8 protein-coding genes are annotated in these 11,511 nt (G+C 46.9%); 4 read left to right on the top strand and 4 right to left on the bottom strand.

Going from position 1 to position 11,511, the window contains the following annotated elements; translation table 11 throughout:
* The first annotated feature begins 88 nt into the window (after nt 1–88).
* The gene (locus ACUUHJ_RS23815) at nt 89–952 is read left to right on the top strand and encodes a hypothetical protein (protein WP_472300084.1); all 864 of its coding nucleotides are present in this window, start codon (nt 89–91) and stop codon (nt 950–952) included.
* Nucleotides 953–1,059: 107 nt separating this feature from the next.
* Here the strand turns inward: ACUUHJ_RS23815 and ACUUHJ_RS23820 are convergent, their stop codons facing one another.
* Nucleotides 1,060–3,027: a dynamin family protein gene (locus ACUUHJ_RS23820; protein WP_472300085.1), complete on the bottom strand. Its 1,968-nt coding sequence runs from the start codon at nt 3,025–3,027 to the stop codon at nt 1,060–1,062.
* Between the two features lie 5 nt (nt 3,028–3,032).
* Nucleotides 3,033–4,694, bottom strand: a complete 1,662-nt coding sequence (locus ACUUHJ_RS23825; RefSeq protein ID WP_289674086.1) for a dynamin family protein — start codon at nt 4,692–4,694, stop codon at nt 3,033–3,035.
* Between the two features lie 210 nt (nt 4,695–4,904).
* Between ACUUHJ_RS23825 and ACUUHJ_RS23830 the strand changes: the two genes are divergently transcribed.
* From ACUUHJ_RS23830 to ACUUHJ_RS23840, 3 genes are read left to right on the top strand one after another with little or no spacing between them, the layout of a single operon-like run.
* Nucleotides 4,905–6,479: a spore germination protein gene (locus tag ACUUHJ_RS23830; RefSeq protein ID WP_472300086.1), complete on the top strand. Its 1,575-nt coding sequence runs from the start codon at nt 4,905–4,907 to the stop codon at nt 6,477–6,479.
* The gene (locus ACUUHJ_RS23835; protein ID WP_289674088.1) at nt 6,480–7,586 is read left to right on the top strand and encodes a GerAB/ArcD/ProY family transporter; all 1,107 of its coding nucleotides are present in this window, start codon (nt 6,480–6,482) and stop codon (nt 7,584–7,586) included. It begins immediately after the preceding gene.
* Nucleotides 7,579–8,811, top strand: coding sequence for a Ger(x)C family spore germination protein (locus tag ACUUHJ_RS23840; RefSeq protein ID WP_472300087.1), 1,233 nt, complete (start codon nt 7,579–7,581; stop codon nt 8,809–8,811). The genes ACUUHJ_RS23835 and ACUUHJ_RS23840 overlap by 8 nt, the downstream gene beginning before the upstream one ends.
* A gap of 200 nt (nt 8,812–9,011) precedes the next feature.
* On the opposite strand, the gene ACUUHJ_RS23845 is transcribed toward ACUUHJ_RS23840, so the two are convergent.
* The gene (locus tag ACUUHJ_RS23845) at nt 9,012–10,733 is read right to left on the bottom strand and encodes a hypothetical protein (protein ID WP_472300088.1); all 1,722 of its coding nucleotides are present in this window, start codon (nt 10,731–10,733) and stop codon (nt 9,012–9,014) included.
* Nucleotides 10,734–10,963: 230 nt separating this feature from the next.
* Nucleotides 10,964–11,488 carry a type 1 glutamine amidotransferase domain-containing protein gene (locus ACUUHJ_RS23850; protein ID WP_472300089.1) on the bottom strand — a complete coding sequence of 175 codons (525 nt, stop codon included), beginning with the start codon at nt 11,486–11,488 and terminating at the stop codon, nt 10,964–10,966.
* Nucleotides 11,489–11,511: the final 23 nt, after the last annotated feature.

Here is an 11,511-nt window from a genome sequence, read left to right on the forward strand (position 1 = left end):
CCTTTTGACGTAACTGTATTTACAGTTACGTCATCTCTTACTTATACTGGATGTTAAAATCAAATCGTTGCACACTACAGGAGGAACTATGAGGCTGGACATATGTAAACTCGACGAGGTGATCGTCATTGGGGTCCCAGAAGATTGCGATTTCGACTCTCACGATAATGATTACGCTCAATTTTATAATCCTCATCTCACCGAAATCGAGCATATACTTGAGCCAGAAAAAATATTTGAGGTGTGGGATTTACAGAGTACCATCATCGGAAAGAGAGTGAGCCATATCGGGCATATTCCAGACGGGTGCTTTGTGAAAAAAATACCCGCAGGAGAATATGCCAAACTTCATTCGAGCCAACTGGATTATACGCTAGATATGTTTGCTCGGACAAATTATCTCGAAGAAATGAGCTATGGATTTTCTACCAAAGTGACGAAAAAAAATGGCGTTAAACAAGAATTTTCCTATCGGCCAGTTCAGTATCGTCCTGATGTTGTGAATACACGTACGATTCCGTCCTTAGAGAAAGAACGTTCTAAGTCGCTAAAAGAACGCTATGTTTCCATCTTTTTTGATACAGAAAGCTGTAGCTTTCGCCGATTTGTATATAAGCGATATGTTTCACAGTACAGAGGTTTTCTCTGGGAATTAGCGAGATTCAATAACAACGATAAGGGTATCATCAGAGAGGGTCTTTCAAAAAATGAAGCTGCAACATTTTTGCTCCAAAAAGGCGAGGTACTCGTATTTTGGGAAGGGTACAGCACGTTTGGTAAAGAGATGATTCGCGACAAAATAATGAAGATGGACGCAAAGCAACTGCTTGAAAACTACACGCGATTCACCTTGGATATGTATATTTTTGATGAGACATTGACGTGGACAGTTATTTTTCAGCACGAACGAGACGAAGATGGATTCAAGCATATTTTGCTAAGGGTAGAGTAATAAATGCGCAGACTCTCTATGCACTCCTCCCACTTTACCGTAAAAAAGGGCAATCCCTTGTCTGAACAAGACGCAGGGACTGCCCTTTTTACTTGTAGAAAAATTGATTACTCCAACTCAGCCGCCACACGACTCACTTTTGCCGCCAGCTCGTCGAGATCGACGTTCATCTCAAGAGCCGCAAACAGACCTGTGAAGTACTCGTTGATCTGGTCGATGACGCGATTGCGCTCACTTGCCACCAGCTCCTGGAACAGCGTTGAAAACTGCTCATCCAATTGCTTGTTTCCGATTTCTACATACGCGCTCACTGGTTCTTGCATGCGCTTCTCCAGCTCGTCACGCATTTTGGCTTTGCCATCCTGCTCGAAAAAGTCTTTCGTGTTTTTGAACAAGGAAATCGCGGAAGCAAATGCGGATTCGGCTACTGGCAGCTCGTTTGCAAAGGACAATGTTTCCACCTGTCTCTGCTGATAAGGTGCCAAGGTCAAACCTGCTGCGTAGCCTTGTACATCCTTTTGCCACGCCGCAACAAGCATTGTGCCCTGCTTGTTCGTGAATTTCTCCAAGCGAAGGGTAGTGGCACGCAGCTCCTGCGCCAAGTCGTAGCTGATCGAACGCAGAAGATCAGTCAAGCATCCTTGCAGTGCTTGCTTCATGTTGCGTCCATCGTCCTTGATGACAGCCGGGTTAAATGCGAGATTGAACAGCTCGTTAAAACGGAAGAACAAGCGCTGGCGAACGTAGTAGAGCAGCTCCTCGCGCTCTTTTGCCAAGTCGCGTTCGAACGAAGCGGTAGACAGCGCTTCAACAGCTGACAGAGCCTGTGTCTTGGCGTTGCTTGCTGCTTCTTTGCGCAACAGACGCTCGTCTTCCCCGGACTGTGCCATACGCATAAATTCTGTCATGGTATCATGAGCGCGACGGATTTCACCGATTGCAGCATTCACAGCAATTTGCGTCAGCTCTTCAATCGTAAAGCGGAGGAACTCTGCTTCAAACGACGCCATTCCCGAAAACTTGAATGCTTCATCTGCCGGCATTAACGACTCGCCTTCAGCCGTATTCGTGCGCTGGCGGTATACTTTCTCCGCAGAAGCTGCCAGCTTGCCTTTTTCATGCATCCGTGCCAACAGAGCAGTCTGGCTCGATACCGGATAAATACGTGGGAGGCGAATTCCGCACGAGAGGAGGTTTTTCTCCACGTGGGTAATCACACCCTGCAATTCCTCATCGTTTGCTGCAAGGTCACAAGCATTGACGATAAAGAACATTTTGTCCATTTCAAACGTATCCTTGACCCGTCCCATTTGTAGCAAAAACTCGCGGTCTGCCTGTGAAAAGGCGTGGTTGTAATAGGTTACAAACAGCACAGCATCCGCGTTTTTCATGTATTCAAACGCCACACCTGTGTGACGCGCATTGATGGAATCTGCACCAGGCGTATCAACGAGAACGATGCCCTGGTCTGTCAGCGGGCAGGAATAGAACAGCTCGATGTATTCCGCAAAACAAGCTTTTTCTTCCTTGGCTACAAAGCCTTTGAATGCCTGCATATCCACAAGCAGTTCTCCACCCAGATGAGCAGCCATTTCTGGCAAACCTTTTGTGACAGCCTTCAAAAAGGTGTAGTGAGGTTTTGCCGTAGGCGGGATTTGGGCGACGTCGATCTTGCCCAGCTCAGCCAATGCGCCATCCAGATCAGATGCAACCAGTCCAAACACAGCGAGTGAACGGATAACATCCTGCTCAATTGCTTCGCGCTCCTTCAAAACGACACGCACAGTTCCATGCGGACGCTCATCCGTAGGCGGCATAATTTTATTGATCGCTGCTGTCGTCGGATTCGGCGATACAGGCAACACGAGATCGCCCATTAAGGCGTTGGCAAACGAGGATTTTCCTGCGCTAAAAGCACCAAACAGTGCAACAGTAAAACGGTTGGCGGTTAGACGATCTGCTCGATCCAGCATCGCCTGTGCCTGTGCTTGCATCCCTGGTACGGAAACGACTTCTTCACTTGCGCGTCGCAGACGCTCTGCTGCCGCAATTAGTTTGTCTCGTAGTTGATTCATGCTACTTATTCTCCTCCACGCATAATCGCCAACAGACGACCCTTGGTTTCTTCTTCTCTCGCTGCCAGTCCCGCCAGCTTTTGATGCAGCGCTGCCAATTCACGCAATGCGCCAAGACGCTCGCCTTGAGCTGCACTTTCTACGCGCACTTTCTCCTTTATCATCTCAACCACTTGTGCAATGAAGGAGAGACCCACTCGTCTGTACTCCAGCTTCATCCCGCTGGAAATATCCGCACAGTAGTTCAGGACGTACTCACTCGAAGCAGCACCCTCTTTGATGTGCTTGCTCAGGAACTCACCTGTAATCTCGATCTTGGTCGCGTGCACGCTTGCGTGATATTCTTCGTTCCGCAAATCAAACACTTGCGGCTGCTTGCCAAGCAATTCTTTGAAATGGAAGTCGAGATTTCCCGCCACTTTTTCACGGAACTCGACGAGAAGCGCTTCTTCGCGACGTTCGCGCTCTTCTTCTGTCTTCTTGCCTGCAAACAACAACCCCACCTTGAAGCCCGGTTTGCGGCTCTCCAAGTAGCTTCGTGCTGCTTCGTTCGTGCTGAAATACGTCAAACGAGCATTGTCCAAAAGTACACTCAGCTCTTTTTCCATCTGCACTCGGGCATCCTCAGCACGCTGCTCTAGAGCCGCTGCTGTTGCTTCCTCCTGCTCAAGCGCTTCCTGCACAGCCGCTGCATTACGACTATCGATGCCTTCTACTTCCAGACCATCCAGTTGGGCTTCCCACTGCTGGCGTTGATCTGCCTGGCTTGTTCTTACTACTTGGATGTGTTCATCGATCAAATGCTCGGCAGCACTGCGAACGCTCGTGCCAACCAGCTTTTCACGATCAGCGATCAACTGCGAAAGCATGCCCTTAAATTCTTCATACATGTTCTCAGAATGATCTGGTTCCGCAAGCGACGTGTAAAAAATACCATCCGGATGAATGTTCCAGGTCGCGAATGCCTCCTCGACACTTTCCTTATAGCTGTCGAAATCCAATTCGAAATCAATATGCTTATCAATCATGTTCACAACCAGATAAACTGGCTTGCCACGGTCCTTCAACGTCTTCGTAAAGTTGAAGTTCTCTTCGGCTTGAACATGGTTATAATCCATCATGTAAATGACGACGTCAGCCAAATGAAGAGCAGATTCTGTAGCGATTTTGTGTGCAGCATCTGTTGAGTCAATGCCCGGTGTATCGAGCAAGCTGGCGTATTCGTCAAGGAATGTTCCCGGATAAGAGACCTCTACGGATTCAACCGTATCTCCGTCAACAGCAAACTGCTTGAGCTTCTCCATCTCCGTATCTGGATCAAATGTAAGGACTCCGCTGTTCATGGTGAAGACGCGAGCCGCTTTTTCTCCGCCACGAATCTTCACGACATTCGCACTTGTCGGAATCGGATTGGAAGGCAACAAATTAACACCCAGAAGCGTGTTAATCATCGTTGATTTTCCTGCGGAAAAATGTCCGCAAAACGCAATATTCAGCTCAGCGTTCTTTGTTTTCGCAGCCAGTTGAATGAGCTTGAGGGGCGTGTTTTCGTCTCCCTGCGACTTCATTACTTCTGCGAGTTCTTCCCATGTATGTGCCAGTCGGGAAAAGTCCGTTTCCCGGATCAATACTTGACTGTCAAGCACTTCTATTCCACCCTTCTCCATCTTTCCTACTCTCTCTACTAATTCTTGTTCATGAACTTCCTTTTTACTTCACTCTATTCTACCATGCCGAATGTATCACAGGTCACAAATGAGTTCAATTCAAAACTATGAAAGATTTAGCATTCGCCTATTCTTCCGCATAATTTTCCTCTCATCTGGAAAAAATCGCACTAACATGATATTCGCAATCTGAACGGGAGGAAACTTCAAATGATGCGCAGATTTTTGTCACAGCGTCGCCAAAAGAAAACTCCCTCTCTTATCGCACAGCGCTTGCAGCAGCGAAATGATCCTGCGCTTGTACTAACGACCAGTTTGCAGCAAAACATGGAGACGTTTAAGACCGTGCTGGGCAGCCCACACGATTTATTACTTCGTTCCTTTACGATCGGCAACACCAATCATTCCTGTGCCGTGATTGCGATTGATGGATTGGCGAACTGCGATATGCTGGATACGCAAGTTCTCGGACAAATCCAGTTGATGATCTCAACTGCTTCCAAAGTAGTACCGACTGAACCAGACGAGATTGTCCGGATGCTTTATGAGGAAGTCCTTACTGTCGTTGAAATATCGAAAGCAACGGATTTGACAAAAGTACTCGAAGGCATTCTTTCCGGGGATACAGCCATTTTTGTGGATGGAGCGACCGAAGTCATTATTGTCGACAGCAAGGGCTGGAAAACTCGTGCCATTGAGGAGCCGGTCTCCGAAGGCCTGGTGCGTGGTCCGCGGGATGGCTTTACGGAGAGTATCCGGGACAACACTGTTCATATACGCAGACGTATCAAAGACCCGAACTTGCGCTTTGAAGGGTCGATCATAGGCAGACGCAGCCGAACAGATGTGATCATCACCTACATTGAAAACATCGTTGATCCAGAACTACTGAATGAAGTGAGACGGCGAATCTCTACGATCGATGTGGACGAGATAGAAGAGTCCGGTTTTATCGAGCAATGGATTGAAGATGATTTTTTATCGCCTTTTCCGCAGATTCATAACACGGAGCGTCCCGATAAAGTGAGTGGAGCGTTGTTTCAAGGCCGCATTGCGATATTGGTGGACGGGACTCCGATGGTGCTCATTTTGCCTGTGACAATTGGCTTGCTCCTGCATTCACCAGAGGACTACTACGAGCGTTGGATTGTCGGTTCATTGGCTCGGCTGTTACGGTATTTGGCAGCATTTCTGGCCGTCTATTCGCCCGCTTTCTATATCGCTCTCGTCACCTTCCACCCTGGCTTGATCCCGTCTGATCTCGCCTTCTCGATCGCGGCCACACGTGATGGAGTTCCGTTTCCGGCATTCGTAGAAGCGATCATGATGGTGACGACGATGGAGTTGCTGCAGGAAGCCGGAATACGCTTGCCGAAGCCGATCGGCCAGACCATCGGGATCGTCGGCGGTCTTGTCATCGGTGACGCAGCCGTTTCTGCGGGCATCGTCAGTCCTGTCATGGTCATCGTCGTCGCCCTCACTGCCATCGCTTCTTTTGCCATCCCTTCTTATCACCTTGCCATTGCCTTTCGGATGATTCGTTTTTTCGCCATGTTTATGGCGGCCATTTTTGGTATTTATGGTGTGGTGCTTAGCTTTATTGCCATCATGATTCATTTATCCAATCTGACCAGCATCGGGTACCCTTATTTGGCGCCTCTTGCTCCACATATGCCAAGGGATTGGAAGGATATGATTTTGCGCGCACCTGTTACCTTCTTGAAAACCCGACCAGATGCCCTTCACACGAAAGATGAAAACAGAATGAGTACAGGAGGGTCGTAAGTGAGTGCAGAAACCTTGGCGGAGAAAATGATCAGCAAAAATCATATGGGGATTAACATTGCCTCAGTCACAATCGGCGTCGGCATCCTGACCTTTCCCCGCTCCTTAGCCAAGGCAACCGGAGCATTCGATGGATGGATTTCCGTCGTGATTAGTGGTCTTTGTGCGTGCCTGGTAGGCTGGCTACTTGCCAAGCTAGCGGCTCGGTTTCCGAGACAAAGCTTCTTTGAATACAGCTCGATGATCGCAAGCAAACCGATCGCCTACATCTTAACCTTTCTCGTCTGTATTTACACGATGCTATTTGTCTCGTTTGAAATCAGGGCAATCGGAAACATCGCTAAGCAGTACCTGTTCTACAATACCCCGGTGGAAATGATCACGCTCTCTTTTCTCTTGATCGTTCAATATTCCGTGACTGGATCACGTATTGCCATGCTGCGGCTCAACTTGCTGTTTTTGCCTGTGGTTCTTGTCGTCATGTTCGTCGTCCTGCTGTTTACTACCCAGTTGTTTGACATCCAAAATGTTCGTCCCTTTTTTTCATCAGACTGGCGCTCTCTCTTGGAAGGCTCCAGAGTAGTCGGATTGTCTTATTCCGGCTTTGAGATTATCCTTTTTTACACCATGCTGATGAAAAAGCCTCAGGAAGGGGCAAAGGCCGTGACGTTAGGTCTCTCGATCCCCATTCTGCTCTACATGACCATCTACATGTTCGCCATCGGAGTATTCTCAGCAGAGGTTGCGACGAACTTGACCTATCCAACCATCGAGTTGGCAAAAGAGGTCGAAATCCCCGGCGGCTTTTTTGAACGGGTGGAGTCCATTTTCTTCACTATCTGGATCATGACGATCTTCAACACATGTGCGATGTGGCTCGATATTACCGTGCTCAACTTGTCGTCCATGTTCCACAAGGTACACAAAACGATTTTGGTGCTCATTCTTTCTCCCATGATTTATTTTGTCGCGATGCTCCCACAAAACCTGGTTGATTTCTTCGCGTTTGCAGACAGCATCACTTATTTCGGAATGATCCTCGTCTATTTATGTCCGATTTTGCTGCTCCTCATCGCTGTCATACGAGGTGTAAAGGGTCATGAATAGACAGCTCACTGTTTTCTGCATCTTCCTGCTTCTATCTACTTTGCTGGCTGGATGCTGGGATCAGGTTCAAATTGAGGAACGAGGATTTGTAGTAGGCATAGCGGTTGATAAACCACGTACAAAAGAAGCCGAGCAGCAAGCCAAACAAGAGGCACCAGACAAACCTCAAGTAAAAGAGCGCTTTCTCGTCACTCATCAATTCGTCGTCCCCGGTGGATTGATTTCCGGCAGCCAAGGAAAAGGCGGTGGTCAAAACACAGCCAATGAGGCTTACCTCAACCTCATATCCGAGGGGGATTCTCTTTTCGAGATTTCCCGGGAATTGGCTACCCGGACCAGCAGAACTCCGTTTTATCAGCATATGAAGATCCTGATCGTCTCCGAAGACGTCGCCCGTACGAAAAACGGTTTTGCCAGAGCACTCGATTTCTATCTGCGTGATCCAGATTCCAGACGAAGCAGCAAGGTATTTATCTCAAATGGCCCCGCTAAAGAAGTACTGGAAGTCAAACCGAAAACAGAGAAGCTACCCGCTATTTACGTCAACTCGATTGGAGAAAACGTTAATAAAAATTCCCGCATGCTTCCAGAGGCCCGATTGGGCGATGTCCACGAGGAGCTTCTCAGTTCGTACAGTTTTGTGGTTCCGCGTATCAGAGCCGAAGAGCAGGAGGTAAAATTAGCAGGCGCCTCTGTTTTTACCCGTGACAATCAATTGATTGGTTTTCTGGGGGAAGAAGAGACGGAGGGGCTAAATTTTCTCACGGGAAAAGTTAAGGGAGGTATGGTAAAAGGCAAGGTTAAAAACGGTCTTGTCTCGATGAACATCCAAGGGATCAAGCATAGCATTGAAGTAGATTTACGTGATCAGCAACACATGAAATTTACAATCACAATCGAATGTGAAGGCACATTGGCTGAGTCTTACGCCACAATGGATTCACTGAATAACACTGCGATGAAAAAGCTTGAACAAGTGTTTGCCGAAGAAATCGAGCGAATGAGTAATGATACCATCAGGAAGGTCCATAAGCAGATGAAAGTGGATGTCATTAAGCTTGGCAACTATCTGAAGCAGCATTATTTTTCGCTATGGAAAAAGATTCGGCAGGATTGGGAATCAGGGCAGCATCTGTATGAAAAAAGCGAAATAAAAGTTCAAGCAAAAGTCTATTTACGCAATATCGGTGCAATCAACCGTACCGAACGTCAAGACAACAGGTGATCCCATGCTCAAATTTTTAGGCGTAGTTCCTCCTTATTTGACCTTCGCAGGGACGATCATGGCGTTTTTGATTCCCTATCTTTTTTTTAAAATCAATAACAAAATTCATGAGTTAGGCGATCCGCCGTGGAAGAAACGGAATAACTCCGGTTCATAAAACACCAAGCCGAAATGTACCATGTTTCGGCTTGGTGTTTCTCTTATTCTGTATCAATTTTGCGCAAATCGATTTTCCCTTTCAAAAATCCGTCAAATGTCTCGATTCGTCTGCAACTGTTTTTGTTCCACTCGAAGTCTCGTAAAATTTGTTCATCACTCACCGTTTTTCTACTTTTCTTCTTCATGATTTTCAATCTTTCATGCGCGGCAATCGATTTGTTGACCGACCTTTCCCATTTTCTTTTATAGATAGGACGTGTTTTTTTGACGATCTTTGAATACGTCATTCTTTCCCGTCTATGATTGAGGATGACCCGTAAAACGCGGCTTTGCTTTTGGAGCATGGCTTTGCATTCCTTCAGCAGGTCTGGGCTTATATCTTTTGCGTTCATTTTTGTTTCGATGTCTTTCAGATGATCCTTTTCCAGCTGCAAGCTTTTCAAGTCATCATCCTTCATAGAAAAAGATTCCAAATAATTTTCATTTGCATATTTCAGCTCATCGTATTCCGTCACAATCTTTGCATCCCGCAACTCTTGGATAAAACAGCTTCTATATCCTTCGTCATCCATTTTGTCCATCACAACAGTGGGAGCGAGCTCGAAGTCCTCTGGTTGATCTGCATCCTCCATGGCTTCAAACTCGATAAAATCTTGTCTGTTTTTCTCATACATATTGTCAATCGCTTTTCGAATACCCGCAGACTCTGCCACCAATCCATCTTGTACACTCCCGTAGTCCGCTACCCTTTCCCTTCCTTTCCATGCTATCGGGTCTTTATTTTTCGCATGATCTGACATCAAGGCTTGATGCATGGAAAAACGAACACCTGTAACGCCCTTCATATCTTCCAAATCACCGGGCGTATAATCTTTGTCTTCTCCTCGATTGACGGAATACCATAAATGGTATCTCGCCGTATAGTCGCTCTCTGTATAATCTAGATTACCTTCGTCCATATTTTCTGAATATTGATCATAGGACGAATCTCCTGCCGTCGGACGACCAAATTGCCCATTGTTGAGCATCTCTGCCTTGGCCTCCCATTTGAACGGTATTCTGACAGGAAGCTGAATTTCCCATGGTTTATCCGCGTCTATTTTTTTCAAGATCCCCAATTTTAAGAGCTGATCCTGGTCTACACTGAAGTTCAATTGATCGTATTTTACTTCTACCGTGTACTCGTACTTTGTTCCAATTTTCGCTTCACGCAGCATTTCCTCGATTGTATTATTGTAGGATTCTTTATTATTTTTTGTATCCTGCGGGGCTACATTCCATTCTTGATCGCCTCCTTGTCCTCTGAGGATCTGATAGCCAACCAAATGACCTCCCTCGTAGCTGGCCAACAACCCGCTAATCGCGCCTTCCCGTATGAAAACCTCTTCATTTCCAAGATTTCCGATGGCTGTTACCAACTTTAAGCCTTCACGGCCATTTTTAGAGGTACTTTTTGTAATAAGAGCGGTAACAGAATGAGGACGGTCGCATGTCTCTCCCAATTGGTTTTTTGTTTTGGCAAATACCATTGCATTCAAATTTTTTTCTCCGAATACTTCCTTTAACATCCCCCAAAAAGTAGGAAGACCTTTATCTGCTTGCACATCCGTAAACTTCCCGTCATCTCCAACGGCTTCTTCAAAATCTTCTTGTTGGAATGCATCTGGATGGTCCGCTTTCATTTTATTGAGATTCTCTTGTTTGAGTTTCCTTTGGATGAGTGGCATTCGAGGTTGCTTTTGATTTTGCAGGAGTTGCGTCATTGCCTTGTTTCCTACTTTTTTGGCGAGTTGTAAAACGGGAGGCATATTTCGGTGGGAATTTTGTGGGAGAAGCACATTGTCGGATAGATTTTTGCTGCTTGGCCTCTGATTTTGATTTTCTTTTGGGAGTGACTCCCGATTATTGAACACCCTATCATCCCCTACTAGGTTGGAGTTTCTTTCATGAAAGGACTTACCCGTCAATCCGAGCAAGCCCTTTTCAACATTTCCTATTGTATTGCCAGCAAATCAGCAAACGCTTTGGCGTACGCAGGCAGGTCAGGCGGTCTACGGGAACCTACAATGTGACCGTCTACCACGACCTCTTCATCTACCCAAATCGCTCCTGCATTCTCCATATCATCTTTAATGCCTGGCGTCGATGTCGTCCTTACCCCGCGCAAAATTTTTGCGGAGGCAAGCACCCAACCCGCATGGCAAATGTGTCCAATCGGTTTTTTCTCCTCGTGCATCGCAACCACAAACAAAAGCACTTCCGGATAGCGGCGCAGCTTGTCAGGTGCCCACCCTCCTGGAACGAGTACGCCTGCATAGTCGGCAGGATTGACCTCTCCCATCGCTTTGTCAGCCTCACACGGTACACCGTACTTTCCTATGTAGACGTGATTCGCCTTCGGACCGACGAAATGGACGGTAGCACCTTCCTCTCGCAGTCTCATCACCGGATACCAGAGCTCGAGATCCTCAAATTCACTTTCGACGAAGCAAACCACTTGTTTTCCTGCAAGTCTCAACGTTCTCGCCTCCTTTTCCTTCT

It is taken from the genome of Brevibacillus schisleri (assembly GCF_055685845.1).